Here is a 25,546-nt window from a genome sequence, read left to right on the forward strand (position 1 = left end):
GCCGACGGCAACCAGGTCAGCATGCCCCGCCCCGGCGTCCTCCACACCCCGACGTCCACGGGACGGCCGCCCGCACCCAGCGTGCGTCGCGCGGTGGCGGGCCGACCACCTGCGCGTCGCGCGCCGTTCAGCCGGGCCGCGCACGCTGGCCGGATGCGCATCGCCCAGGTCGCCAACTTCGTCGGTCCCACCTCGGGCGGGGTCAAGACGGTGCTCGACGCCCTGGGCCGGGGCTACGTCGCGGCGGGGCACGAGCGGCTGCTCGTCGTCCCGGGACCGTTCGACGCGGTGGAGGAGTCGGCCGCCGGGACCGTCGTGCGTCTCCGGGCGCCGCAGGTGGGCGGCGGCTACCGGCTGGTCGTCGACCCGTGGCGGATCACGGCGGCGCTCGAGGAGTTCGGCCCGACGTCGGTCGAGCTGTCGGACAAGTGGAGCCTGTTCCCGGTGGCGCGCTGGGCGCGGCGTCGCGGCACCCCCAGCGTGCTGCTGTCGCACGAGCGTCTCGACGCGATGCTGACGCTGCGCACCGGCGCGGGCGCCGGGCTCGGCACGGGCATCGAGTCGTCCGTGCGGGTGCTCGACCGGCGCCTGGCGCGGGCCGTCGACACGATCGTGGTGACCTCCGGCTTCGCGCGGGCGGAGTTCGAGCCCGCGGCGCTGCGCGCGGGGACGCCGCTGGTGACGGTGCCGCTCGGGGTCGACCTGGAGACGTTCGCCCCCGCCTCGGCGCCGCCCGGTCGCGGGCGGGACGACGTCGTGCGCCTCGTCCACGTCGGCCGGCTGTCCCGGGAGAAGAGCCCGCACCTCGCGGTGGCGACCGCCGTCGAGCTGTGGCGGCGCGGCCTGCCCCTCCGCCTGGACGTGTACGGCGCCGGACCGCACCGCCACGAGCTCGTCGCGATCGCCGGGGACGCCCCGGTCCACCTGCACGGCCACGTCGGCGACCGGCGCCTCGTGGCCCGGGCCCTGGCCGGGGCCGACCTGGCGCTGTCGGTGTGTCCCGGGGAGACCTTCGGGCTGGCCGTCCTGGAGGCGCTCGCCTCCGGCACCCCGGTCCTCACCTGCGACCGTGGCGGCGCCCGCGAGCTGGTCGACGCCGGCAGCGGCGCCTGGGGCGAGCCGACCCCGGCCGCGCTGGCCGACGCGGCGACCACCCTGCTCGCGCGACCCCGCGCCGAGCGGGAGGCGGGGGCGCGACGACGCGCCACGGCGTACCCCTGGAGCGCGACGGTCCGCTCCATGCTCGCGGTGCACGCTCAGCCCGGTCGCCGGCTCTCGGGCACCGTCACCGCCTGACCCGCGGCGGCCGCCACCCGCAGCCGGTGCGCGGGGGCACCGAGCAGGGCGGCGGTGAGCAGGGCGAAGGCCGCGGTGCCGCCGAGGACCACGAGGTAGAGGCCGTGCAGCGACGAGTCGAGCGGCGCGGCCAGGCCTCCGACGAGGCCCAGCACCACGGTCAGCAACCGCAGCCGGGCCGGCATCCGCAGGGCGGCGGCCAGTGGCAGCACCCACAGCAGGTACCAGAGGTGGACCGCCGGGCTCAGCACCAGCACGGCCAGCAGCGCCAGCACGGTGGCGCGCAGGGCCGCGGCCGGCGAGCCCGTCGGCGTCCGCAGCGCGACGGCGAGCACCAGCCCGACGGCCAGCAGCTGCGCCACCAGGCGCACCGCGTCGACCTCGCCCACCAGCAGCCCGAGCATGGCCGGCGCCGAGAGCGGGGTCAGCACCACGCCCGGCACGCCGAGCGCCTCCACCCACCCCAGGCCCAGGCCCCGGGGGACGCCGGCCAGCACCACCACCAGGCCCGCGACCAGCCCCGAGGCCGCGAGCCGCGCCAGCCGCGCCGCCAGCGGTGCGGCGACCGGCAGCGTCACCAGCGCGACGCCGACGCAGGCCAGCACGCCGGGCAGCTTGACCGCGAGCGCGAGCCCGGCCACCACCGAGCCCAGCAGCCAGCCGTGGCGGCGGGCCAGCACCAGCGCCGCGGCCACGAGCCCCACCACCAGCAGGTCGTGGTGCAGGCCGCCGACGCCGTGCGCCACGAGCAGCGGGCTGGGCAGCGCCAGAGCCGCGGCGCGCGCCGGGTCGACGCCGTCCCACCGGGCCAGCCGCGGGAGCGCCCACACCAGCAGCGCCAGGCCCAGCAGGGCCAGCAGGCGGTAGCCGAGCAGCAGCAGGTGAGGCTCGCTCGTCAGGTCGGCGACCAGGTCGCCCCACAGCAGCGGCACCGGCCCGTACGGCGTCGGCGTCCACCGCCACATCGGGTCCACCAGCTCGCCCGCCGGCCCGTCGAGCACGCTCGGCGTCCACACGTACGGCGACAGGTCGAGGTGGGTGAGCAGCCCCTGCGCGACGTAGCTCCAGCCGTCCCGGCTGAACAGCGGCGGCGCGAGCACCAGCGGCGCCGACCACCAGACCACCGCCCGCCGCACCACGGCCAGGTCGGCCTCGCCCCGCGCCGCCGCCGCGCACAGCGCCAGCCACGCCGACCCCAGCAGTCCCAGCCCGGTCAGCACCACCAGCAGCGCGGCCATCCGCAGCGACGTCGTGGCGGCCCACGGCGTCAGCAGCGACGCGACCAGCACCAGCAGGGACCCCACGACACCTCGACGCAGCACCGGCCCAGCCCACCCCACCCAGGCGTCCGCAGCGTGACGCCGACGCGACGGGGACGCGGCGCCTGCACGGACGCGCTGCTGCTCGCGGACGAGGGCGCCCGCCCGGCGACCCTGCAGCTGCGCGCCAGGGGCGGGCCGCCGCGGCTCACTCCCCCGGCAGCGCCCGCACCCCGGCCAGCCCGACCTCCACCCAGCGGCGCAGGGCCTCCCCCTCGCACGCCTCGGGGGTCACCCGCAGCCAGCCGCCCATGGCGCGCCCGCGCATCACCATCGGCTCGACCCCGGGCTCGGCCAGCAGCGCCGCCCCCTGCTCGGGCTCGACCCGCAGCATCAGGCCGCCCTGCCCGCTCACCGCCACGGCCATGTGGTCCTCGACGAGGAACGCCAGCCCGCCGAACATCTTCTTCTCGCGGACCTCGCTCGGCACGTCGAGCTCGTCGGTGGTCTCCAGCACGTCGCGGACCCGGTCCGCGAGCTCCACGTCGTACGCCATGGGTCCAGGGTGCCCCCGCTCCGCCGTCCCCGACCAGAGGTCAGGCTGGGGGACGGCGACCTCGACGACGTAGGCGTCGTGGTCCGAGATCCGCCGACCCTCCCGCTCGGCCGCGATGCGGGCCGCGCCGCCACGCTCCCAGGCCTCCGGGACGCCGATGTGGTCGATGCTGCACAGGTCGGGCAGGTGGTGCGGCAGCGCCGAGGTCGGCACCACCAGCCCGAGCCGCCGCACCGCTTCCCTGATGCGGTCGCGACCCGACCTCGAGCCGCTCCAGTCGGGCCCGCGCAGCGCGTTGTTCCAGTCCCCGCCCCAGACGACCGGACCCGCTGCCTCGACGGACGCGACGGCTTCGGCGGTGCGCTCGGCCGTCGTCGCCCCGACCCACGGCGCGCGCGTCCCGCAGCTGCGCCACGGGAGGATCGACGAGCAGCAGGTCCCCACCCCGTCGACCACGGCCATGGCCGAGGCGCCGTGGGGGTCCGGTCGCGGCTCCAGGTCCGCGGCTCGCGAGGCCACGGCAGCCCACGCGCGGCCCCCGGCCATGTCGCCGGCCGTCAGGTGGACCTCGTGGTCGTCGAGCCGAGTGCCTCGCCGGACCTCGGTCAGCAACAAGAGGTCACAATCCATCTCCCGGAGCAGGTCGCGGTCACGTTCGTCCCACCGGCCCTCCAGGTTCCACGTCCCGATGCGCACGTCGCGAGTCTGCCCGCCCAGAGGCGGGAGCATCGACTTCCCGAGAAGGCACGGCCACGGCGACGTACACCTCGCGCTGAGGAGACCGTCGGAACCCCACCAGCCCCCGAGGTGTACGTCCGCGTGGCCCCTCGACCGTAGGCTCGACCGCTCCAGCCCGCCCCGCGCTCCGTCCCGCCGAGCCCCCAGGCCCAGGAGGCCCCGTGTCCCGCAGCACCGACCGCATCCGCACGATCATGCCGACGTCGGGCCGCACCGCGCTGGGCGCGACCGTCGCCGGCACCGTGCTGACCCGCCTGGCCACGGCGCCCGACCGGATCGGGCGGGTGCTGCGGCGGCGCTACCCGACGGTGGCGGTCACGGGCATGACCGGCGTCGGCAAGACCCAGCTCGCCGACCGCCTGTCCCGGCGCACCTCGGGCGAGGGCGTCGCCGAGGTCGGCTCGGCCACCATGGAGCGACGCACCCGCCGCTCGCGCCGGCTCCACGGCTTCCGGTTCCTCGTCGTGCCCGGCGACAACGCCGCCACCCGTCTCGGCGCGCTGGACGAGGTCTTCCACGACGAGCCGGTCGACGGCGTCATCCACGTGGTCGCCAACGGCCACGCCACCCCGCGGCGCACGGCCGGCACCACCGGCTCGGGCACCGCCACCCGCGAGCAGCAGCTGGCCGCGGAGCTCGAGGACTGGGTCATCACCTCGCACCGCATCGCCTCCATGGCCGTGCGCCGGGACCGGCCGATCTGGCTGGTCGTCGCGGTCACCAAGGTCGACCTGTACGCCGACGACCTCGACGACGTCGTGCGCTACTACTCCCCCGGCAGCGGCTCCCCCTTCGGCGACAAGCTCGACGAGCTGCGCGCCCTCGCCGGCGGGGCGAAGCTCTCGATCGACGTGCTCCCGGTCTCGAGCCGGGGTGGCGACCGCAAGGCCGCCGTGTCCACCAAGGGCGCCACGGCCCTCGTCGACGCCCTCGCGGTCCGGATGGAGCAGCTCAGCGGCCACGTCTGAGCCGGCCCGACCGCAGCGTCAGGACCCCAGCACCCGGGCGCTCTCGACCTCCTGGGCCAGGCGTCGCAGCGTGGCCACGACGGGGTCCAGCATCACCGTGCCGACCACGACGACGTGCACCGCCGCTTCCGGGGTCGGGGCCGCCACCGCGATCTCCACGTCGACGGCCGCGAGCCGGCGGGCCGCCTCGGCGTACGCCTTCACCGACGCGTCCGACAGCGGCACGCCCGCGGCCCGGGCGTCGGCGACGGCACGGGTGAGCGACCCCACCAGCGGGTCGTCCGCGCACGACCCCCACCCCAGGTCCTCGAGCCAGCCGAGCACCTCCTCGCTCGGCACTGCGGGCTCGACCGGCGGCGGCAGGGCGTGGTGGGCGGCGCCCAGGAAGTCGTGCGGCGAGGCGGGCGGGGCCTCGAGCGCCTCGAGCACGGCCCGCACCCCCGCGATCCCCAGTCCCCCCGACTCGACCAGCGCCCGGACCAGGCGCACCCGCTCGACGTGCGTCTCGTCGTACTCCGCCCGCGTGCGCGCCGTGGCCGTGCCCGGCATCAGCAGCCCCTCGCGCAGGTAGTACTTCAGCGTCGCCAGCGCCACCCCCGTGGTCGCGGCCAGCTCGGAGATCCGCACGCCCACCCCTTGACATCGGATAGTGCGACTGTCCATGGTGGTGCAGTCGTCGATAGCGACACTATCCAACTGGAGGCACCATGACCACCCGGCCACCCCGCGTCACCCACGCGTACGACGGCGACCTCGTCCTGTTCCTCATCGGCGTCCGCCTGCACCAGCCGTGGCGGCTCGGGGTGGTCCGCCGCGTCCTCGCCGCGATGCCGAGGATGATTGCCGAGCTGGAGGCCGACCGCGCGGCCGCCGAGCGCGACGGGACGCCCGGCCAGGGCTTCCTCGGCGCCCGCTACCTGCTCGACGGCGGCCACCCCACGGTGCTGCAGTACTGGCGCAGCACCGAGGACCTCTACCGCTACGCCGCCGACCCCGACCTCGAGCACCGCCCCGCCTGGAAGGCGTTCTACGGGTACGCCGCCTCGGCGCCGTCGGCGGTCACCATCTGGCACGAGACGTACGCCGTCCCGGCCGGCGGCCACGAGTCGATCTACGCCGGCCCCGCCAGCTTCGGTCTGGCCTCCCTGGCCGGGAGCGTGCCGGTCGCCCAGCGCGGCGAGCGCGCCCGCCAGCGGATGGCCTCCTGACGGGGAGGCTCAGCCGACGCCCTCGACGGCCGTGACCGTCCAGCCGCGCGAGGCGTCGTCGAGGCGCATCGTGAAGAGGAGCTCCAGCGAGCGCTGCGTGCGCGGGTCGCCCGCGACGACCGCCTCGGTCCAGCGGTCGACCTCGTAGTAGATCCCGTCGGCCTCGACCGCCACCCGGAACTCCACCGGGTCCTGCGAGACCAGGTCGCGCACCGCGATGCTGCGCACCGTCGCGGTGCGCATCACGGTGCGGTGGGCGGTGCGGACCGCGGTGAAGTCGAGGCTGCCGTCGTTCATCGCCCACTCCTCGAGGAAGCGCGCGATGCCGACCTCGAGCACCGACCTGTCGAAGCGGGCGTCGACCAGGCTCAGGTCGGCGGCCGCGTGGTCCGCGTCGTCGGCCCAGGACACGTTGGTCAGTCCCAGCACGTCGGCGGTCCGGACCGGCGAGGTGCGCTCGGCGACCTCGAGGACCGCGTCGCGGCCGACCGACTTCTGGTTCCAGGCGTCGGTCTCGAGGGCGTCGGTGAGGTGGTGGTGGCCGTCCTCGGCCTGCTCGATGCCGGCGACGATCCAGCCACCGGAGCCGTCCTTGCGCAGCGTCCAGTACTCGATCGGGCGGGTCGAGCGGTCCTTGCGGGTCAGGACCTCGCCCGTGCGGCGGTCGACGACGTGGTCGCGCAGCGTCGCCACGATCCGGAAGGTGACCGTGTCCTCGGTCTCGCCGGGGCGGTTGGCCACGTTGACGATCTGCACGTCCGGGCCCTCGAGGACCTCCACCACGGTCGACTGGCCGCGGGCGGCGTACCCGCTCAGCTGCTCGGCCCACTTGCCGTAGACCACCGGGGCCAGGATGCGCTCGAGCGTCGCGAGGTCGCCGGCGGTCCAGGCGCGCTGCGCCGTGACGTAGAGCTGGGTCGCGCGGCTGCGCAGCGCCCCCGGGTCGAAGCTGACGTCGGTGTCGGCCAGCACGTCGACCTGGGCCTCGACGGCCGCGGCACGCTCCTCGGCCTGCCCGTCGGCGCGGTGCGCCCGGCGGTCGGTGGTGGTGTTGCTCGTCCGCTTGTCGTGACGCGACTGCGACCAGTTCCTGATCAGGACGTAGGCCACCACCAGCGCGAGCAGGACCAGCAGGCCGACCCCGTTGCCACCGAGGAAGAAGAAGCCGCCACCCCCGCCGAAGCGGGTGCCGCCACCGCCGCCGAACCGGGTGCCACCACCGCCGAAGCCGCTGCCGCCCCCACCCCCGCGGGCCGAGGCGGTCGTCGTCGTCATCAGCACGGTCGCCGCGGCGAGCGCCAGGACCGAGCTCGCGGCCACCCCCCACCGACGTGCGCGGCTGCGGGTACGACGGGCGGTGGTCGGGTCGATGGCGGTGCCTTTCCGTGCGGCGAGGACGTGTCTGCCTCGAACCTACGCCCGCCCCCTGCACCGGCCGTGTCCTCGAGCGCCCGGGGGTGCGGCACGATCACCCGGTGAGCCCCTCGATCCGGACGCCCCACTCGATCGTGCTGCTCGTGGGGCGGGAGGACCACTCCGCGCCCGACTCGTTCGGCGGGGCGAGCTGCGTCGCCACGGCCGACTGCGTCGCGGTGGCCACCGTGAGCCCGGTCGACGGGCCGACGTCCGTCTCGGTCGCGCCGTCGGCCGACGAGGCGCGGCTGGTGGTCCTGGGCGAGTTCACCATCGAGTCGGAGGGCCAGGTCTCGGTGCGCGACGTCTTCCACCGCGACCACGACGCGATGGGGGTCGAGCCGGGCTTCGTCGACGTCCGGGTGCTGGCCGACACCGCTGTCGACCCCACCGAGGTGGTGTTCGTCGTACGACCAGGCGGGTCCTAGCATCGGCGCCATGACCCAGCACAGCGACGAGAACCCCCGTCAGAACGTCACCTTCGCCAGCAACGGCGACCAGGCCCACGGCTACCTCGCCACCCCGGAGTCCGGCTCCGGAGCGGGCGTCATCGTCATCCAGGAGTGGTGGGGCCTCGACGACCACATCGTCGACGTCTGCGACCGCCTCGCCGCCGAGGGCTTCGTGGCGCTGGCCCCCGACCTGTACGGCGGCAAGGTCGCCCACGGCACCGACGACGCCGGCGCGATGATGACGAGCCTGCCCGTCGACCGCGCGGCCCGCGACCTCGCCGGCGCGGTCGACTACCTGCTGGGCCACGACGCCGTGACGTCCCGGACCGTCGGGGCGGTCGGCTTCTGCATGGGCGGCGGCTTCGTGCTCATGCTCGCCGCGCAGCAGGGCGACAAGGTCAGCGCCGCCGTGCCCTTCTACGGCGTCGGCCCCGCCGTGCCCGACACCTACACCGGCCTGACCGCCGCGGTGCAGGGCCACTACGGCGAGAAGGACGACTTCTACCCCGTCGAGGACGCCAAGAAGCAGGAGGCCCAGATCCGCGAGGAGTCCGGCGCCGAGGTCGAGTTCTTCTACTACGACGCCGCCCACGCCTTCAACAACGACGCCGACAAGATGGGCACCTACTCCCCCGACGACGCCGCGAAGGCCTGGTCGCGCACGGTGGAGTTCCTCAGCGCCAAGGTCAGCTGACCCGCTGGGGTCGGGGACGTCCGCTGGGCCCCTGCCCGGCGACGCCTCCCGGCCCGAGGAGACGAGCCCGGAGCTCGCCGCGAGGGATCCGCCGAGCCTCAGGTGCGGGTCCTGACGGCGACGAGGGCGCCCAGCACCCCGATGGCCGCAGCGAGGGCGTAGACCACGAGGAACGGGTCGGCGCCACTGCTCCGGGCCGCGGCGAAGGCCACCCCGCTCACCGACAGCGCGAGCGCGGCGCCCAGCGAGTCGGCGACCGAGAGCGCGGAGGTGTTGAGCCCGCGGTCGCGGTCGGTCGACTCGGCCAGCATCGCGACCGAGGTGCGGGGGTAGGCGAAGCCCATGCCCGCCCCCGCCAGGACGTACGCCGCGACCGGCAGCACCGCGGGCAGGTCGCTCCCGCGACCTCTCAGGGCCACGGCGGCGACCAGCACGACGAGTCCGGTCAGCACCACCGCGGTGCCCCACCGCATCGCCCGCTCGTGGCTGATCCGGGCACCCAGCCGCGACTGCACCTGGCTGGCGAGGGCCCACACGACGCCCACGACCGTCAGGGCGATGCCGGCGTGGCCGACCGACAGGCCCCAGCGATCCTGCAGGACGTAGACGACGTAGGCCTCCGCGCTGAAGAACGAGGCGGCGAGCAGGCCACGCGTGGCCACCACGGCCGGCAGCCCGCGCCGACCGACCAGGGTGCCGACGGGCAGCAGCCGGGCCAGGGCGACCAGCACCAGCACGAGGGCGCCGCCCGCCGCGACCTTGGCGAGGCTGCCGCCGGAGCCCAGCAGCTCGAGGGCGAGCACGGCGACCGCTGCGACGCAGGCCCACCCCAGGCGGGACACGGAGGTGGCAGTGCCCTCGGGGTGCGCGACCATGCGGCGCAGCGTCGGCGCGATCAGCACGAGCGCCAGGAGCACCACGACGATGGTGCCGGTGAAGACCCAGCGCCAGCCGACGGCGCCCGCGACCAGGGCCGCGAGGCCGGGACCGAAGAGGGACGGCAGCACCCAGGCGGCCGCGAACGAGGCGAAGATGGCGGGCTGCAGGGCGCTCGGGTAGACCAGGCCGACGACGACGTACACCCCCACGACGAGGGCGCCGCCGCCGAGGCCCTGGACGACGCGGCCGGCGATCAGCACCTCCATGGTGGGGGCGGTGCCGCAGACCAGCAGCCCGAGCGAGAACAGCGCCATCGCCACCAGCAGCGGGCCTCGCGGACCCACGCGGTCGCTCCACGCGCCGGCCCCGACCATCCCGACGACCCCGCTCGCCAGCGGTGCGGCGAAGGACAGCGCGTAGAGGTCGAAGCCGTCCAGGTCGCGCGCCACGGTCGGCATCACCGTGGTCACGGCCATCGCCTCGAAGGCCGCGAACGCGATCAGCCCGAACATGCCCACGGTCGTCGCGAGGTAGGTCGGGGAGAGGATCCCGCCGCGTCGCCCGCGGGCGACACCGCTCGACGTCGAACTGGTCACCCGAGGACGTTACGGCCCCCGGACCGGACCTCGTCCCGCGGACCCCCCGTCGTCCCCGGCGCGCCCGGCTCGGCACGTGTCGGGGTGAGACGCCTCACCACCGGCGTCACCCGGGACGCACGAGAGCCCGCAGGTCAGGGACCTGCGGGCTCTCGTGTCGGTGCTGGTGGCAGGTGCAGGATTCGAACCTGCGTAGACATAAGTCGACGGATTTACAGTCCGTTTCCATTGGCCGCTCGGACAACCTGCCATGCGTCTGGACCACGTAGGGTGGCCCGCAGCGGAAGAGACGATAGCGCAGCCTCGACCCAGAACTTAAATCGCCTAGGAGGACCACCCGGACATGGCCGACTCGTCGTTCGACATCGTCAGCAAGCTCGACCAGCAGGAGATCGACAACGCCATCAACCAGGCGGAGCGAGAGATCTCCCAGCGCTTCGACTTCAAGGGCACCGGCGCCACGATCAAGCGCTCCGGTGACGCCGCCGTGGAGATCTCGGCCAACGCCGACGACCGCGCCACGGCCGTGCTCGACGTGTTCAAGGACAAGCTCATCAAGCGCAACCAGTCGCTGAAGATCCTCGAGGCCGAGGAGCCGCGCGCGTCGGGCCGCGAGTCCAAGATCACGGTCGCCCTCAAGGAGGGCATCTCCCAGGAGAACGCCAAGAAGATCGGCAAGCTGATCCGCGACGAGGGCCCCAAGGGCGTCAAGGTCCAGGTCCAGGGCGACGAGCTCCGCGTCAGCAGCAAGAAGCGCGACGACCTCCAGGCGATCATCGCCCTGGTCAAGGGCCAGGACTACGACTTCGCCGTGCAGTTCAACAACTACCGCTGAAGGACGCCTCCCCCCGTCGTGCTCCCTCCCGCCCCATCCTTCGACGACCTGACCTGTCCTCACGAGCTCCGACCGCACCAGCGCGAGGCCGTCGAGGCCGTGGTCGCCGCCCAGCGCGCCGGCAGCGACCGCTGGTGGGTGACGCTGCCCCCCGGCGCCGGCAAGACCCTCGTCGGCACCGAGGTCGCGCGGCTCCGGGGACGCCGCACGGTCGTGCTCTCCCCCAACACCGCGGTCCAGGGCCAGTGGGCCCGCACCTGGGAGGCGTACGACGGCCCGCCGCCCGGCACCCGTCGCGACCTGCGGACGGGGTTCGCCACGCTGACCTACCAGTCGCTGGCCGTCTTCGAGGGCAGCGACGGCGAGGGCGACCTCGACCGACCCGAGCGGCCCGACGCCGAGGCGGGTGACGCCGAGCGCCCGGGCGCCGCCCCGACGAGCCACCTCGACCGGCTCCACCCCCACGGCCGCGAGCTGGTCGAGACCATGCGCGAGGCCGGTCCGCTGCTGCTGGTCCTCGACGAGTGCCACCACCTGCTGGAGGTCTGGGGGGAGCTGCTGCGCGAGGTCCTCGCCGAGCTGCCCGACGCCCAGGTCCTGGGTCTGACGGCCACTCCTCCCGAGGCGATGACCGCGGCCCAGGCCACCCTGACCGCCGAGCTGTTCGGCCCGGTCCTCCACGAGGCCCGGATCCCGGCGCTGGTCAAGGCCGGCGCCCTCGCGCCGTACGCCGAGCTCGCCTGGCTGGTCGAGCCCACGCCCGACGAGTCCGACTGGCTGGCGGCCCAGGCGACGCGCTTCGCCGAGCTGACCGCCGACCTGTTCGACCCCGCCTTCGGGTCGACCACCCTGCCGGTGTGGCTGCAGCAGCGCTTCGCCGTCGACGAGGCCGCCCAGGTCGGCTGGGCCGAGCACGCCGCCCGCGAGCCCGCCCTCACCGATGCCGTGCTGCGCCTGGCCCACCACGACCTGCTGCCGCTCCCCGAGGGAGCCGTGCTGCGCGAGCGCCACCGCGAGCGCCCGGGCCCCGACGACTGGCGGCTGCTGATGGACGACTGGCTGCGCGGCTGCATCCAGCCCCGGGCCGAGGGCGACGGGGAGCACGCCGACGGCGACCGCGCGGTCCTCGAGGCCGTGCGTCGCACGTTGCCCTCGATCGGCCTCGCGTGGACCCGGCACGGCGTGCGACCGGGCCGCGGCACGGTCGACCGGGTCACCGCCCGGTCCCGGGCCAAGGAGCAGGCGGCCGCCGCGATCGTCGGGGCCGAGGGAGCCTCCTCGGGGGAGCGGGCCCGCGTGCTGGTGCTGTGCGACCACGAGCGGGCGACCGCGACCACCCGGCGGCGCCTGTCCGACGGCCCCTCGGAGGAGCTCGCCAGCAGCCGCACCCCCGAGCCGGCCGGCTCCGCGACCGGGGTGCTGACCACGCTGCTCGCCGACCCGGCCAGCGCCGCGCTCGACCCCGTGCTGGTGACCGGCCGCACCGTCGCCGGCAGCGAGGAGACCCTGCACCGCCTCGTGGAGTGGCTGCGGCGCAGCCACCCGATGCTGGCCGGCGGCATGTCGGTCGACCTCGAGGGCGAGGTGCCGCGGCTCGTCGGGCGCTGGAGCTCGGGCCAGTGGGTGGCCCACCTGACCCGCTGGTTCGACGAGGGCGGCACCCGCTGCCTCATCGGCACCCGCGGGCTGCTGGGTGAGGGCTGGGACGCCCCCTGCGTCTCGACCCTGGTCGACCTCACCACCGTCACCACGCCGACCAGCGTCGTGCAGACGCGGGGCCGGGCCCTGCGCACCGACCCGTCGGACCCCGACAAGGTGGCGCTGGTGTGGAGCGTCGTGTGCGTCTACGACGGCCACGTCGCCGGCGCTGCCGACTGGCAGCGCTTCACCCGCAAGCACCGCGGCTACTTCACCGTCGACGAGCACGGCGCGGTCGTCGACGGGGTGGCCGGCCTCGACTCGTCGTTCAGCGAGCACCACCCGCCCCCGCGCGAGGACTTCGACGCCCTCGACGCCCGGATGCTGCAGCGGGCACAGGACCGCGCCGCCGTCCGCGAGGCCTGGCTCGCGCGTCCCGACCACGACGACCGCGTCGGCCACGTGCTGCGGCTGCGGCGCGCCGCCGGCAGCCCCGGCGCGCCGGCCGCGACGACCGACGGCACGACCGGCCTGGTGCCGTGGACCGAGGCGGCGACGCGTCGGCCCGGTGCGACGCTCGCGGTGGTCCCGCCCGTCGTCGCGCTGGCCCTGGTGGGCCTGCTCGTCGTCCTCGGCCTGCCGGTCGCCCTGCTGGTGGTGCTGGCCGTGCTGCTGCTGGGTGCGGCGGCCACGCTCTCGGTGGCGCTGTGGGGCCGCGCCGTGCTGCGCGGCGCCAGCGAGCACCACTTCGGCCTGGGGCTGGTCGCGGCGGCCGTCGCCGACGCCCTGCACGCCGCTGGCCAGACCCCCGTCGGCGCCCGGGCGCTGCGCATCGAGGTGGCGCCCGACGCCACCGAGTCCTACCGCCTCGTCGGCGTCGACGAGGCGGCCTCGGCCCGCTTCGCGGAGGCCCTGGAGGAGGTCTGCTCCCCCATGACGTCGCCGCGCTACGTCATCGCCCGCACCCTCACCTCGCCGCCCACCGGGCTCGACGGACTGCTGCGGGGCCTGCGGGCGCACGGCGGTCAGCAGCCCGACGGCGAGGTCTGGCACACCGTGCCCTCCGCCCTCGCCGGCCACCGCCGCACGGCCGACCTGTTCGCGCAGGCCTGGGGTCACTGGGTCGGGGGCGGCGACGCGCTGTACGTCCACCTCCCCGGCGGCGCCGGGGTCCTGGCCACGCACCGCGGCCAGGACCCGTTCGCGGTGACCTGCGTGGTGCGCCGCGTGTGGACCTGAGGGCCGCTGATCACCCGGACGTCCGGGTGATCAGCTGCTGGACGTCTGTTGCAACAGACGTCCAGTAGCCGAGAAGGACGTCCAGTGGGCGTCGCGACCCAGGTCGGTCAGTTGAGCGGGCGCATGTTGGACGGCACGCCACCGCCGGCCAGAACGGCCTCGGTGAGCTCCTGGAGCGCCGTGAGCGCCACCCGCTGCGACATCGGGCCGTACGACACCCGGGCGACGCCGAGCTCCTCCAGCCGCGCCAGCGGGGGTACGCCGGGCAGCCCGATGAGGGTGAGCCGCTGGGGGCCGAAGGCCTCGACGAGGGTCGTCACCTGGGCCTCGTCGAGCTTGCCGGGGACGAAGACCGCGGGGGCGCCGGCGTCGAGGTAGGCGCGACCGCGCTCCACCGCGTCGGCGAGCACCTCGGCGGGGTCGCGGTCGCCGGCCTTGACGAAGGCGTCGGTGCGGGCGTTGAGCACGAAGTCCGGCACGCCCTCGGACAGGGCGGCGTCCATCACGGCCGAGACGGCCGCCACGGCCTCCTCGAGGGGCTTCATCTGGTCCTCGAGGTTGGCCCCGACGATGCCGACGCCGATCGCCTTGCGGACGGTCTCGGCCGCGTCGCCGTACCCGCCCTCGAGGTCGGCGGTGACGGGCAGCGTGGTCGCGGCGGCGATCCGGCCGACGGCCTCGATCATCAGGTCGACGGGGATGTTCTCGCCGTCCTCGTAGCCCCACGAGGCCGCGATCGAGTGGCTGGCGGTGGCCAGCGCCGCGGTGCCGGGGGTGTCGGAGACGACGCGGGCGCTGATCGAGTCCCACACGTTGACGACCGTGAGCAGGGTCGGGTCGCGGTGCAGGCGCAGCAGCTCCCCGGCCTTGCTCTCGAGGCTGTCGTGCGCGGGGTCGGTGGGGTCCGTCGGCTGGGTCGGCTCGTCGGGGGCGGCAGGTGTCTGGGTCATGACCCCGACGCTATCCAGCGGCTGACTGGACCGCCGCCACGGTGCGGGCACCGTTGGTGTGGGCGATCCAGACGCGCTGGCCCTCCTCGAGGCGCAGGTGGCGCTGCGTCGCCCGGGTGACGGTCACCTCGATCTCGGCGGGGTCGCCCTCGGTGACGTGGGCGGGGTCCAGCGCGACCGAGAGCCGCACCTCGAACCCGACCCGCAGCTGGCGCGCGATGGTGCCGGGGACGGCCTGCGGGTCCTCGTCGGTCGTGTAGACCTCGATGTCGTGCGGCCGCACCAAGGTGCCCTGGAGCCGGGTGACGGGGCCGAGGAAGCTCATCACGAAGTCGCTGGCCGGCTCGTCGTAGAGCTGGTCGGGCGAGCCGACCTGCTCGATGCGGCCCTCGTTGATGACCACGATCTCGTCGGCGACCTCGAGGGCCTCCTCCTGGTCGTGGGTGACGAAGACCGTGGTGACCGAGACCTCGTCGTGGAGGCGTCGCAGCCACTCGCGCAGCTCCTTGCGGACCTTGGCGTCGAGCGCGCCGAACGGCTCGTCGAGCAGCAGCACCGTCGGCTCGACGGCGAGCGCCCGGGCCAGGGCCATCCGCTGCCGCTGGCCGCCGGAGAGCTGGGCCGGGAGCCGGTGGGCGAACTGCGAGAGGTGGACCAGCTCGAGCAGCTCGGCGACCCGACGCGTGACCTCGTCCTTGGGCCGCTTGCGGATCTCGAGGCCGAAGGCGACGTTCTTGGCCACGCTCATGTGCTTGAACGCCGCGTAGTGCTGGAACACGAAGCCCACGTTGCGCTTCTGCGGCGGCAGGTGGGTCGCCTCGGTGCCCTCGATGGTGACGGTGCCGCTGTCGGCCGACTCCAGGCCGGCGATGATGCGCAGCAGCGTCGACTTGCCGCCGCCGCTGGGGCCCAGCAGGGCGGTGAGGTGGCCGGTCGGCAGGTCGACCGAGACGTTATCGAGCGCGACGAAGTCACCGAACTTCTTGGTGACGCCGGAGACGTTGATGCTCATCGTTCATCATCCTTGGGGCGGAGGAGGGACACCACGACCAGGCACGCCATGGCGGCGAACGCGAGCACGGCGGCCAGGGCGTAGGAGGTGTCCTGCTGGAAGTTCTGGTAGGTGTCCTCGACGGCGAGGGTAGCGGTCTGCGAGAGCCCCGCGATGTTGCCCGAGACGATCTTGACGGCGCCGAACTCGCCGAGCGAGCGGGCCAGGCTGAGCACGACGCCGTAGACGACGGCCCACTTGATGCCGGGCAGCGTGATGCGGCGCAGGGTGGCGAACGCCCCGGCGCCCAGGCTCCGGGCGGCCTGCTCCTGGTCCTCGCCGATCTCCTCGAGGACGGGCACGACCTCGCGGATCATCAGCGGCAGCGCGACGAAGACCGTGGCCATCACCATGCCCGGGGTCGCGAAGATGACCTGGAAGCCGGCGTTCTCCAGCGTCGGTCCGAACCAGCCGTCGCGGCCGTTGTAGACGAGCACGAGGGCCAGGCCGACCACGACGGGTGAGACCGAGAGCGGTACGTCGAGCAGCGCCGAGATCACGCGCTTGCCCCAGAAGTCGTAGCGCACCAGCAGGATCGAGATGGTGAGGCCGAAGACCAGGTTGATGAGCACCGAGATGACCGTGATGATCGCGGTCAGCACCAGGGCGTGGGCGATCTCCGGCTCGGTGAGCGACTCGAACATGGGCCCGATGCCGGGCGCCAGCGCGGCCTTGAAGACCAGCGAGGTCGGCCAGGCGACCAGCAGCACGACGTACCCGACGGTCAGCAGGCGCAGTGCCCACCGGACCCCGCGGGGGTCGCGGCGGTAGTCGCCCTTGGCCGGGGTGGCCTGCCGCTTCGTGGCGGCAGGAGCAGGAGCGGTGTCAGTCGCCACGACGGGCCAACCTCCTCTGGAGGACGTCGAGGAGCACGATCACCGCGAGGGCGACCAGCAGCAGGATGGCGGCGACCGCGGAGGCCGCCTCCTTGTTGCCGTTCTCGATGAACGTCAGGATCCGCACCGAGGCGACCTCGGTGCGGCTGGGCAGGTTGCCCGAGAGCAGCACCAGCGAGCCGTACTCGCTGATGCCCCGGGCGAAGGACAGCGCCGCACCGGCCGCGATGGCCGGGACCAGCGACGGCAGGATCACGCGCCGGAAGGTGGTCAGCCGGCTGGCGCCGAGCGAGGCTGCGGCCTCCTCGACGTCGCGCTCGAGGGTCTCCAGCACCGGCTGGACGGTGCGCACCACGAAGGGCAGCGTCACGAAGGCCAGCGCCAGGAACACCGCGATCCGGGTGTTGGCGACGTCGACGCCCAGCGGGGACTGCGGGCCGTAGAGCGAGAGCAGCACGAGGCCGGCCACGATCGTCGGCAGCGCGAACGGCACGTCGATGACGATGTCGACGATGCGCTTGCCCCAGAAGCGGTCGCGGACCAGCACCCAGGCGAGCGCGGTGCCCATGACGACGTTGAGCAGCGTGACGCCGGCGGACTCCAGCACCGTCAGCCGCAGCGCGGCCAGGGTCTGGGGCTGGGTCACGACCTCCCAGAAGCCGCTCGGCCCGAGGCCGGCCGCGGAGATGAGCACCGCGACCAGCGGGATCAGCACGAGCAGGCTGAACCAGGTCATCGTGATGCCGAGCCCCAGGGCGGAGCCGGCGCCCAACGCCCGCCGCCCCCGGGCGCGACGCTGGCGCGTCGGGCCGGGGGCGGAGGAGGCAGCGATCGTGGTCATGACTTCCCGGAGTCGGCCAGGAGCTTGGTGACGATGCCGTCGTTCTCGTCGAAGTACTTGGTGTTGGCCTCCGACCAGCCACCGAAGTCCTGGTCGATGGTCAGCAGCGTCTCCGGCGTCGGGAACGGGTCGCTCGGGTCGTTGGCACCCTCGACGTCGACCTTGATCGCGTCGTCGAGCGGGCGGAAGCCCTGCTTGGCGTAGTCGGTCTGGCCGGGCTCGCTGAGCTGGTACTCGAGGAACTTCTTGGCCGCCGAGCTGGCGTCCTTGGTGAGCGCGACGGGGTTCTGGATGAGCAGCGTCTGCGGCGGCACGACGTAGTCGAAGTCGGCGCCGGCCTGGCGGGCCTCGATGGCCTCGTTCTCGTAGGAGAGCAGCACGTCACCGGTGCCGCCCTCGAAGGCGGTGGTGGCGTCCTTGCCGCTGCCGGGCAGGGCGGCGACGTTGCCGAGGAACTTCTCCAGGTAGGCCTGGGCGTCGGCCTCGCTGCCGCCCTCGGCGATGACGTGGCCGTACGCCGCCAGGATGTTCCACTTCGCGGAGCCCGAGGAGCCGGGGTTGGGAGTGACGATGCTCACGCCGGGCTTCACCAGGTCCTCCCAGCTCTCGATGCCCTTGGGGTTGCCCTTGCGCACCACCATGGTCACGACCGACTGCGTGAGGATCCCCTTGTTGGGGCCGTCCTTCCAGTCCGAGGCGACGATGTCCTCGTCGGTCAGCTTGGTGACGTCGGGCTCCAGCGACAGGTGGACCTCGTCGGCCTTGAGGCCGGCGATCACCGCGCGGGCCTGGTCGCCCGAGGCGCCGTAGGACTGCTGGAAGGTGACGCCCTTGCCGGCGTCGGTCTTCTGGAAGTCGGCGATGACCTGCTTGTTCGCGGTCTTCATGACCGAGAACCCGACGACGCTGACCGAGGAGGAGTCGCCACCGCCGGCCCCGGACGCGGCGGGGTCGGAGCAGGCGGAGGTGAACAGCAGGGAGCTGACGACAGCGGCGGCGCCGATCCAGCGGGCGGTGTGCTTGGTGTTCATGGGCATCTTTCGGTCCAGGGGAGACACCCCGTTCCGCGGGGCGCAAGCCAGTAAGTTACTGCACTTTAGAGGTCCGCCCGACTATTGGGACGCCGTTGCTAGTCCAGTTGCCACGCGTGTCGCAGCGGGCCCCTCCCGAGCCTCCGCGAGGCGTCTCGGGGGCGGAGACGCGCCCTGCTCCGTGCACCCGCCGACTATCGTTGGACCTTGGTGTCCCGCCCCCGACGCCCGCTCCGAGACAGAGATGAGGACAGTCCTGTGGCCAAGCAGGTCAAGCAGCTCGACCGCGTGATCATCCGCTTCGCCGGTGACTCCGGTGACGGCATGCAGCTGACGGGCGACCGCTTCACGCAGGAGTCGGCGGCCTTCGGCAACGACCTCCAGACGCTGCCCAACTTCCCGGCCGAGATCCGCGCTCCCCAGGGGACGCTGCCGGGCGTGTCGTCGTTCCAGGTGCACTTCGCCGACCACGACATCCTCACGCCGGGCGACTCCCCCGACGTGCTGGTGGCGATGAACCCCGCGGCGCTCAAGGCCAACCTCCCGGACATGAAGGCCGGCACGACGATCATCGTCGACAGCCACGACTTCACCGGCCGCAACCTCACCAAGGCGGGGTACGCCGAGAACCCCATCGAGGGCGACTCGCTGAGCGACTACACCCTCAACGTGCTCGACCTGACGGGCATGACCGTCGAGGCGGTCAAGGAGTTCGGCCTGTCCCGCAAGGACGCCAGCCGTGCGAAGAACATGTTCGCCCTGGGCCTGCTCTCGTGGATGTACGGCCGCCCGACCGAGACCACCGTCTCCTTCCTGGAGCGGCGCTTCGCCAAGGTGCCCGCGATCCGCGACGCCAACGTGACGGCCTTCAAGGCGGGCTACTTCTTCGGCGAGACGACCGAGTCGTTCGCCGTCCAGTACGAGGTCAAGCCGGCCCCGATGAGCGCCGGCACCTACCGCAACATCACCGGCAACCTGGCGCTCGCCTACGGCCTGGTCGCCGGCGGCGTCGCCTCGGGGCTGCCGGTCTTCCTCGGCACCTACCCGATCACCCCGGCCTCCGACATCCTCCACGAGCTGAGCAAGCACAAGCGGTTCGGCGTGACGACCTTCCAGGCCGAGGACGAGATCGCCGGCATCGGCGCGGCCCTCGGGGCGTCGTTCGCCGGCTCGCTGGGCGTCACCAGCACCTCGGGCCCCGGCATCGCGCTCAAGTCGGAGACCATCGGCCTCGCGGTGATGACCGAGCTGCCGCTGGTGATCGTCGACGTGCAGCGCGGCGGCCCCTCGACCGGCCTGCCCACCAAGACCGAGCAGGCCGACCTGCTGCAGGCGATGTTCGGCCGCAACGGCGAGTCGCCCGTGCCGATCGTGGCGCCCCAGTCCCCCGGCGACTGCTTCACCGCCGCCGTCGAGGCGGTGCGGATCGCGGTCACCTACCGCACGCCGGTGATGCTGCTCTCCGACGGCATGCTCGCCAACGGCTCCGAGCCGTGGCGCATCCCCGAGGTCGACGACCTGCCCGTGATCGACCCGGCGTTCGCGACCGCGCACAACCACGAGGTCACCGGCAAGGACGGCGAGACCACCACCGACTTCTGGCCCTACCTGCGCGACGAGGAGACCCTGGCCCGGCCGTGGGCCGTCCCCGGCACCGCCGGTCTCGAGCACCGCATCGGCGGTCTGGAGAAGGGCGACGGCCACGGCAACATCGCCTACGACCCGGCCAACCACGACTACATGGTCCGGATCCGCCAGGCCAAGGTCGACCGCATCGCCGAGTCGCTCCCGCCGCTGGAGGTCGACGACCCGTCTGGGCGGGCCAAGGTGCTGGTGCTCGGCTGGGGCTCGACGTACGGCCCGATCGGCGCGGCGTGCCGCCGGGTCCGCAAGGCCGGCCACGACGTCGCGCAGGTCCACCTGCGCCACCTCAACCCCTTCCCCAAGGACCTGGGCGAGATCGTCCAGGGCTACGACAAGGTGCTGATCCCCGAGATGAACCTCGGGCAGCTCTCCCTGCTGGTCCGCGCGAAGTACCTCGTCGACGCGGTCGGCTACAACCAGGTGCGCGGCCTGCCGCTCAAGGCCGCCGAGCTCGCCGACGCGATCACCGACCTCGTCGAGACGACCAAGGAGACCCGATGACCACCGCAGAGCTCCCCTTCCCCGGTCTGCAGGGCGTCCCCACCACGGACGACAAGCTGACCGGCAAGGACTACACCTCCGACCAGGAGGTGCGCTGGTGCCCCGGGTGCGGCGACTACGCCGTGCTCAAGGCCGTGCAGTCGTTCCTGCCCGACCTCGGGCTGCGCAAGGAGAACATCGTCTTCGTCTCGGGCATCGGCTGCTCGTCGCGGTTCCCCTACTACCTCGACACCTACGGGATGCACTCCATCCACGGCCGCGCGCCGGCGATCGCCAGCGGCATCGCCACCCAGCGCGAGGACCTCTCGGTGTGGGTGGTCACCGGTGACGGCGACGCGCTCTCGATCGGCGGCAACCACCTGATCCACACCATGCGCCGCAACGTGAACCTCAAGATCCTGCTGTTCAACAACCGGATCTACGGCCTCACCAAGGGGCAGTACTCCCCCACCTCCGAGCCCGGCAAGGTCACCAAGTCGACCCCCGCCGGCTCCGTGGACCACCCGTTCAACCCGGTCTCGCTGGCCCTGGGCGCCGAGGCGACCTTCGTGGCCCGCACCATCGACTCCGACCGCAAGCACCTCACCTCGGTGCTCAGCGCGGCGGCGGCCCACCGGGGCACCGCGCTGGTGGAGATCTACCAGAACTGCCCGATCTTCAACGACGGCGCCTTCGACGCCATCAAGAACCCCGACACCAAGGCCGACGCGATCATCCCGCTGGTCCAGGGCGAGCCGATCCGCTTCGGCACCGGCGGGTCCAAGGGCCTGGTGCGGGCGGCCACCGGCGGCGTCGAGGTCGTGGAGACCGCCGACGTCGACGCGGCCGACCTGATCGTCCACGACGCGCACCTCGACGACCCCACGACCGCCTTCGCGATCTCGCGGCTCACCGACGCCGGTGTGCTTCACCAGTCGCCGATCGGCGTGTTCCGGCAGGTCGAGCGGGCGACGTACGACGACCAGGCGCGCGCCCAGATCCGCACCGCGGCGTCCGCGCAGACCGACCAGAAGGCCGCGCTGGCCTCGCTCATCAGCGGCAGCGACACCTGGACGGTCGTCTGAGCGTCCAGCGCTCGCACCCCGCACGACGCACCGCGCCGGCCCCCTCGTGGGGACCGGCGCGGTGGTGTGCCGGGGTCTGCCCGGCGCGGTGACCCCGGGTCAGCTGGGCGAGGAGACCCGCACCAGCTTCTTGTTGGCGAACTCCTCCATGCCCCAGGGGCCGAGCTCGCGGCCGAAGCCGGAGCGCTTGACGCCACCGAAGGGCAGGCCCGGCATGGTGGTGCCGTGCTCGTTGACGAAGGCCATGCCGACCTCGAGCCGGTCGGCGGTCTGCTGGGCCAGCTCGGTGTCGCTGCTCCAGACCGAGCCGCTGAGCCCGAAGGACGAGGAGTTGGTCAGCTCGACCGCCTCGTCGACGGAACCGACCTTGTAGACGACGCCGACGGGGCCGAACAGCTCCTCGCCGAACGCGTCCATCTCGGGCGTCACGCCGGCCAGCAGCGTGGGCTCGAAGAAGGCGCCGGGGCCCTCGACCTTGCTGCCGCCGACGAGCACGGTCGCGCCCTGCTCGACGGCCTTGTCGACCTGGGCCGCCAGGGTGTCGGCCGCCTGCTGCGAGGACAGCGGGCCGATGGCGGTCTTCGGGTCGAGCGGGTCGCCGGGGCTCATCGCGGCGAAGGAGGCGGTGAGCTTCTCCACGAACTGGTCGTAGAGCGGCTCGGCGACCACGAAGCGCTTCGCGGCGTTGCAGGCCTGGCCGGTGTTGGACATCCGGCCACGGGTCGCGGACTTCACGGTCGCGTCGAGGTCCTCGGAGTCGAGCACGATGAAGGCGTCGGAGCCGCCGAGCTCGAGCACGACCTTCTTCAGGTTGCGGCCCGCCACCTCGGCGACCGCGGCACCGGCGCGCTCGCTGCCGGTGAGGGACACCGCCTGGATGCGCGGGTCGGCGATCATCTCGGCGATCTGGTCGTTGGTGGCGAAGACGTTGACGTAGGCGTCGCGGGTCAGGCCGGACGCGGCGAAGATCTCCTCCATCACCAGCGCCGACTGGGGGCAGCTGGGCGCGTGCTTGAGCACGATGGTGTTGCCCAGCATCAGGTTGGGGGCGGCGAACCGCGCCACCTGGTAGTAGGGGAAGTTCCACGGCATGATCCCCAGCAGCGGCCCGATCGGCAGCGTGCGGACCAGCGACTTCTCGGCACCCGGGACGTCGAGCTCGACGTCCTCGAGCAGGCCGGGGCCGTGGTCGGCGTACCACTGGTAGATGGCGGCGGAGAGCTGGACCTCGCCGACGGCCTGGCGCACGGGCTTGCCCATCTCGAGGGCGATCAGCTCGGCGAGCTCCTGCTCGCGCTCGCCGTAGGCCTTCGCGACGGCGGTGAGCACCTCCGCGCGCTGCGCGGGGCTCGTGGTGCGCCAGGTGGAGTAGGCGGTGGTGGAGCGGGCGAGGGCGTCCTCGACCCCGGCGGCGTCGAGCTCGGGGAACTCCTTGACGGTCTCCCCGGTGGCGGGGTTGACGGTGGCGTAGGCAGACATGCTCCATGTGTACCCGCACCGGGGTGGCTCGACCAGCCTCGGACGGGCCGGTCGGTGGTTCAGGCCGTGTGCTCCGCCACGGCCTTGAGCCGGGCCAGGCCCTTCTCGAAGTCCTTGCCGATGAGCTTGTCCATCGGCACCACCTTGCCGAGCACCCCCATCAGCCCGGACTGCTCGCCGGTCATCCGCCAGGTGACCTCGGTCGCCGACCCGCGCGGCGCGAGCACGAAGCTGCTGCGGCTCTGCGAGCGGAACGGCTTGAGGAACTCCACGTCGAGGTCGACCTGCTCGGCGCGGTCCTCGACGACCTCCATCGAGCCGCTGCCCGCCTTACGGTTGCCCGACCAGGCGTAGCGCGCGCCGACGCCCGCGTCGGGACCGGTGTAGGTGCGCTCCAGGTCGGGGTCGAGGCCCTCCCACGGGGACCACAGCGTCCACTGGCGGAGGTCCGCGACCAGGCCGTGGAGCCGGTCGGCCGGTGCCTCGACGACGGTGCTGCGCTCGACGGTGTAGGTGCCCATGCCGGCAGGCTAGACCTCGCGCGGCCCCCGTGGCGCTGTCAGGAGCGTCCGCGGCGTACGGTGATGACGTGAGCGACCCCACCACCGAGCAGCGACGGGGCCTGCTGCTCGGCGCCGCGGCGTACGCCATGTGGGGGCTGTTCCCGCTGTACTGGCCGCTGCTGCAGCCCGCCGGCGCCGTGGAGATCCTGGCCCACCGGGTCTGCTGGTCGCTGCTGACGATGGTGGCGCTCACGCTGCTGCTGCGCCGCACGCCCCAGCTGCGGACGCTGGTGCGCGACCGACGGGTCGTGCTGCTGCTGACCGCGGCCGCGGTGGTGATCGCCTTCAACTGGGGCGGCTTCATCTACGGCGTCAACGCCGGCCGCGTCGTCGAGGTCTCGCTGGGCTACTTCGTCAACCCGCTGGTGACCGTCATCCTCGGCGTCGTGGTGCTGGGCGAGCGGCTGCGGCCGGCCCAGTGGGGCGCGGTCGCACTGGCGACGCTGGCCGTGGTGGTGCTGGCCGTCGACTACGGCCACCCGCCGTGGGTGGCCTTCCTGCTGGCCGGGTCGTTCGGCACCTACGGCCTGATGAAGAAGCAGGCCGACGTGGGCGCCGTCGAGAGCCTGACCTTCGAGACGGTGGTGCTGCTGCCGCTCGCGCTCGGCTACCTGGTCTGGCTGCAGGCGACCGGCGACGGCGGCTTCGCCAGCCACGGCGTCTCGCACGCCGTCCTGCTGGTGACGACCGGCCTGGTCACCGCCGTGCCGCTGATCTGCTTCGGCGCGGCCGCCACCCGGGTCTCCATGACCGCGATCGGGCTGCTGCAGTACCTCGCGCCCACGCTGCAGTTCGTGCTCGGCCTGGTGGTCTTCGGCGAGGACATGAGCCCGGTCAAGTGGATCGGGTTCGTGATGGTCTGGGCGGCCCTGGCCGTCTTCACCGTCGAGGCGCTCGAGCACCACCGGCGCCACCTGCGCGACGCCGCCGAGGCCGTCGCGATCTGAGGTCGCCGGCGCGGAACCGACCGGGCGCGGGTTGCGTCCCACCGGCACACCCCACGAGGAGGCGACGGTGCAGCTGCGCACGACGACGGTGACCACCGGGGTCGTGGCGTGCCTGCTGGGCCTCCTCGCGTGCGGCGGGCCGCCGGCGACCGAGACGCCGAGCGGCCCGCCCGGGGCGTACGTCGGGACCGGGGTCCTCGAGGCGCAGGCCAACGAGGACAACCGCTTCTCCGACGCCGACCTGCGCTCGGTGGTGACGATCGCCGACGCGGTCGTGGTCGTCGAGGTGGAGGACCAGAGCGCCGAGGTGGTGGAGCAGTCCGACGAGGACGGTGGCGACTGGCACTACTGGGAGACGAGGCTGCGCGTGCGCGACGTGGTGTGGCGCCGGCCCGGCTCGCCCGCACCCCCGTCCCGCGTGGCGGTCCAGGACCCGTGGCAGCGGCCCCTGTCGGGCTACCTCGTGGTGCCGCTGGTGCGCGACCGGGAGTGGTTCCCCCTGACGATGACCAGCTTCCTGTCCGTCGAGGACGAGCGACCGTCCCCGGTGGCCGACCCCGGTCCGGACGGCGCGTGGACCCGCGCCCAGGCGGGCCGCTCCCTGACGAGCTGGGCCGGGTGCTGCGGCGCACGCCCCCGTGGCCGGGCGGCGACCCCGGTGACACGCTGCGCGAGCGCGAGGACGCGACGGGCCGGGGGCTGTCCGGCGCTCCCTGACCGGCCGCGACGGGCGGCGCCGCGCCGGCCCCGGAGGCCGTCCCGTGCCCGCTCCGAGACCTCGGCGTCCTCGAGCGTTCACCTGGGAGTCACCGGGAGTCCCGCTGCGCTCGGTTGGGTGGCCCTGTCCACCTCAGCCTGACTCGGAGAC

Annotated in this window: 23 protein-coding genes and 1 tRNA gene; 11 read left to right on the top strand and 13 right to left on the bottom strand. The window is 73.6% G+C overall.

Annotation, left to right across the window (positions count from 1 at the left end; translation table 11 throughout):
- Window positions 1-153: 153 nt before the first annotated feature.
- Window positions 154-1,296 carry a glycosyltransferase gene (locus BLU55_RS11225; protein ID WP_091733772.1) on the top strand — a complete coding sequence of 381 codons (1,143 nt, stop codon included), beginning with the start codon at window positions 154-156 and terminating at the stop codon, window positions 1,294-1,296.
- On the opposite strand, the gene mptB is transcribed toward BLU55_RS11225, so the two are convergent.
- Both mptB and BLU55_RS19920 read right to left on the bottom strand, forming a co-directional pair.
- Window positions 1,257-2,618 (bottom strand): polyprenol phosphomannose-dependent alpha 1,6 mannosyltransferase MptB, encoded by a 1,362-nt coding sequence (gene mptB, locus BLU55_RS11230; protein WP_157682829.1) that lies wholly within the window; start codon window positions 2,616-2,618, stop codon window positions 1,257-1,259. The two genes, BLU55_RS11225 and mptB, sit on opposite strands and share 40 nt — an antisense overlap.
- Window positions 2,619-2,763: 145 nt before the next feature.
- Window positions 2,764-3,807, bottom strand: coding sequence for a TfoX/Sxy family protein (locus BLU55_RS19920; protein ID WP_231916832.1), 1,044 nt, complete (start codon window positions 3,805-3,807; stop codon window positions 2,764-2,766).
- A 203-nt stretch (window positions 3,808-4,010) separates the two neighbouring features.
- On the opposite strand from BLU55_RS19920, the gene BLU55_RS11240 reads away from it, so the two are divergent.
- Window positions 4,011-4,817: a GTPase domain-containing protein gene (locus BLU55_RS11240; RefSeq protein ID WP_197680964.1), complete on the top strand. Its 807-nt coding sequence runs from the start codon at window positions 4,011-4,013 to the stop codon at window positions 4,815-4,817.
- Between the two features lie 18 nt (window positions 4,818-4,835).
- Here BLU55_RS11240 and BLU55_RS11245 read toward each other — a convergent pair whose 3' ends face one another.
- Window positions 4,836-5,444: a MerR family transcriptional regulator gene (locus tag BLU55_RS11245; protein WP_091733778.1), complete on the bottom strand. Its 609-nt coding sequence runs from the start codon at window positions 5,442-5,444 to the stop codon at window positions 4,836-4,838.
- 80 nt (window positions 5,445-5,524) lie between these two features.
- On the opposite strand from BLU55_RS11245, the gene BLU55_RS11250 reads away from it, so the two are divergent.
- Window positions 5,525-6,025 carry a DUF4188 domain-containing protein gene (locus tag BLU55_RS11250; RefSeq protein ID WP_091729646.1) on the top strand — a complete coding sequence of 167 codons (501 nt, stop codon included), beginning with the start codon at window positions 5,525-5,527 and terminating at the stop codon, window positions 6,023-6,025.
- 9 nt (window positions 6,026-6,034) lie between these two features.
- Here the strand turns inward: BLU55_RS11250 and BLU55_RS11255 are convergent, their stop codons facing one another.
- On the bottom strand, window positions 6,035-7,345 hold the full coding sequence (locus BLU55_RS11255) for a Tim44 domain-containing protein (RefSeq protein WP_231916833.1): 1,311 nt from the start codon (window positions 7,343-7,345) through the stop codon (window positions 6,035-6,037).
- 155 nt (window positions 7,346-7,500) lie between these two features.
- Here BLU55_RS11255 and BLU55_RS11260 point away from each other — a divergent pair, with 155 nt between their 5' ends.
- Both BLU55_RS11260 and BLU55_RS11265 read left to right on the top strand, forming a co-directional pair.
- Complete coding sequence (locus BLU55_RS11260; protein ID WP_091729648.1) at window positions 7,501-7,866, top strand: hypothetical protein; 366 nt, start codon at window positions 7,501-7,503, stop codon at window positions 7,864-7,866.
- A gap of 10 nt (window positions 7,867-7,876) precedes the next feature.
- Window positions 7,877-8,584 (top strand): dienelactone hydrolase family protein, encoded by a 708-nt coding sequence (locus tag BLU55_RS11265; protein WP_091729651.1) that lies wholly within the window; start codon window positions 7,877-7,879, stop codon window positions 8,582-8,584.
- 98 nt (window positions 8,585-8,682) lie between these two features.
- Here the strand turns inward: BLU55_RS11265 and BLU55_RS11270 are convergent, their stop codons facing one another.
- Entirely contained in the window at window positions 8,683-10,059 is a 1,377-nt protein-coding gene (locus tag BLU55_RS11270) for an MFS transporter (protein ID WP_197680965.1), read from the bottom strand.
- Between the two features lie 164 nt (window positions 10,060-10,223).
- Window positions 10,224-10,309 (bottom strand) — tRNA-Tyr (locus BLU55_RS11275).
- A 93-nt stretch (window positions 10,310-10,402) separates the two neighbouring features.
- Between BLU55_RS11275 and BLU55_RS11280 the strand changes: the two genes are divergently transcribed.
- Window positions 10,403-10,894, top strand: a complete 492-nt coding sequence (locus tag BLU55_RS11280; RefSeq protein WP_091729657.1) for a YajQ family cyclic di-GMP-binding protein — start codon at window positions 10,403-10,405, stop codon at window positions 10,892-10,894.
- Between the two features lie 18 nt (window positions 10,895-10,912).
- On the top strand, window positions 10,913-13,771 hold the full coding sequence (locus tag BLU55_RS11285) for a DEAD/DEAH box helicase family protein (RefSeq protein ID WP_091729659.1): 2,859 nt from the start codon (window positions 10,913-10,915) through the stop codon (window positions 13,769-13,771).
- Between the two features lie 107 nt (window positions 13,772-13,878).
- Here BLU55_RS11285 and BLU55_RS11290 read toward each other — a convergent pair whose 3' ends face one another.
- The 5 genes from BLU55_RS11290 to BLU55_RS11310 are packed head-to-tail and all read right to left on the bottom strand — an operon-like array spanning window position 13,879 to window position 18,480.
- Window positions 13,879-14,721: an isocitrate lyase/PEP mutase family protein gene (locus BLU55_RS11290; protein ID WP_091729662.1), complete on the bottom strand. Its 843-nt coding sequence runs from the start codon at window positions 14,719-14,721 to the stop codon at window positions 13,879-13,881.
- Window positions 14,722-14,731: 10 nt separating this feature from the next.
- Window positions 14,732-15,733: a sulfate/molybdate ABC transporter ATP-binding protein gene (locus tag BLU55_RS11295; protein ID WP_091729665.1), complete on the bottom strand. Its 1,002-nt coding sequence runs from the start codon at window positions 15,731-15,733 to the stop codon at window positions 14,732-14,734.
- Window positions 15,730-16,608, bottom strand: coding sequence for a sulfate ABC transporter permease subunit (locus BLU55_RS11300; RefSeq protein WP_091729667.1), 879 nt, complete (start codon window positions 16,606-16,608; stop codon window positions 15,730-15,732). The genes BLU55_RS11295 and BLU55_RS11300 overlap by 4 nt, the downstream gene beginning before the upstream one ends.
- On the bottom strand, window positions 16,598-17,449 hold the full coding sequence (gene cysT, locus BLU55_RS11305) for a sulfate ABC transporter permease subunit CysT (protein WP_091729670.1): 852 nt from the start codon (window positions 17,447-17,449) through the stop codon (window positions 16,598-16,600). The genes BLU55_RS11300 and cysT overlap by 11 nt, the downstream gene beginning before the upstream one ends.
- Window positions 17,446-18,480 (bottom strand): sulfate ABC transporter substrate-binding protein, encoded by a 1,035-nt coding sequence (locus BLU55_RS11310; protein ID WP_091733782.1) that lies wholly within the window; start codon window positions 18,478-18,480, stop codon window positions 17,446-17,448. The genes cysT and BLU55_RS11310 overlap by 4 nt, the downstream gene beginning before the upstream one ends.
- Window positions 18,481-18,738: 258 nt before the next feature.
- Here BLU55_RS11310 and BLU55_RS11315 point away from each other — a divergent pair, with 258 nt between their 5' ends.
- Window positions 18,739-20,625 (top strand): 2-oxoacid:acceptor oxidoreductase subunit alpha, encoded by a 1,887-nt coding sequence (locus BLU55_RS11315; RefSeq protein ID WP_091729673.1) that lies wholly within the window; start codon window positions 18,739-18,741, stop codon window positions 20,623-20,625.
- Complete coding sequence (locus BLU55_RS11320) at window positions 20,622-21,689, top strand: 2-oxoacid:ferredoxin oxidoreductase subunit beta (RefSeq protein ID WP_091729675.1); 1,068 nt, start codon at window positions 20,622-20,624, stop codon at window positions 21,687-21,689. Before BLU55_RS11315 ends, BLU55_RS11320 begins: the two co-directional genes overlap by 4 nt.
- A 99-nt stretch (window positions 21,690-21,788) precedes the next feature.
- Here BLU55_RS11320 and BLU55_RS11325 read toward each other — a convergent pair whose 3' ends face one another.
- Both BLU55_RS11325 and BLU55_RS11330 read right to left on the bottom strand, forming a co-directional pair.
- The gene (locus tag BLU55_RS11325; protein WP_091729679.1) at window positions 21,789-23,168 is read right to left on the bottom strand and encodes an NAD-dependent succinate-semialdehyde dehydrogenase; all 1,380 of its coding nucleotides are present in this window, start codon (window positions 23,166-23,168) and stop codon (window positions 21,789-21,791) included.
- A gap of 59 nt (window positions 23,169-23,227) precedes the next feature.
- Window positions 23,228-23,689 carry an SRPBCC family protein gene (locus tag BLU55_RS11330; protein WP_091729681.1) on the bottom strand — a complete coding sequence of 154 codons (462 nt, stop codon included), beginning with the start codon at window positions 23,687-23,689 and terminating at the stop codon, window positions 23,228-23,230.
- Window positions 23,690-23,757: 68 nt separating this feature from the next.
- Here BLU55_RS11330 and rarD point away from each other — a divergent pair, with 68 nt between their 5' ends.
- Window positions 23,758-24,678, top strand: coding sequence for an EamA family transporter RarD (gene rarD / locus BLU55_RS11335; RefSeq protein WP_231916834.1), 921 nt, complete (start codon window positions 23,758-23,760; stop codon window positions 24,676-24,678).
- 67 nt (window positions 24,679-24,745) lie between these two features.
- Window positions 24,746-25,537 (top strand): hypothetical protein, encoded by a 792-nt coding sequence (locus BLU55_RS11340; RefSeq protein WP_091729684.1) that lies wholly within the window; start codon window positions 24,746-24,748, stop codon window positions 25,535-25,537.
- Window positions 25,538-25,546: the final 9 nt, after the last annotated feature.

Origin of the sequence: Nocardioides scoriae (genome assembly GCF_900104965.1) — a bacterium.
Lineage (GTDB): Bacteria > Actinomycetota > Actinomycetes > Propionibacteriales > Nocardioidaceae > Marmoricola > Marmoricola scoriae.